Raw genomic sequence first — 221 nt, 5'->3', positions numbered from 1 at the left:
CAGTATAAAAGACAGTCAGGCGGCTAAACGTCGAAGAGCCATTTGGTCAGGGGAATTCCGTAGTCAACTTATCTTTGATTAAATTAAATACAAAGTGGAATCCCGCCCTGCTTCACGAGATGAGCTTTGTTGTAACCCGCCCCATCCACAATAAGGTGAATTTTTTGATGATAGTCAGGATAAGACTTTCTTATTTCATTGAAAAAACAGCAAATGTTGTA

At 39.4% G+C, this 221-nt stretch carries 1 pseudogene; it reads right to left on the bottom strand.

Annotated elements, in window-relative coordinates:
• Nucleotides 1-107 precede the first annotated feature (107 nt).
• Nucleotides 108-221 (bottom strand): annotated as a pseudogene (locus tag ACGF49_RS25510) (IS630 family transposase); the annotation flags it as partial.

It is taken from the genome of Photorhabdus sp. RM96S (assembly GCF_042879335.1).
In the GTDB taxonomy this organism is placed as follows: Bacteria; Pseudomonadota; Gammaproteobacteria; order Enterobacterales; family Enterobacteriaceae; genus Photorhabdus; species Photorhabdus kayaii.
Note: the sequence above shows the minus strand (reverse complement) of the source record. Positions and strands in the feature narration are given on the sequence as shown.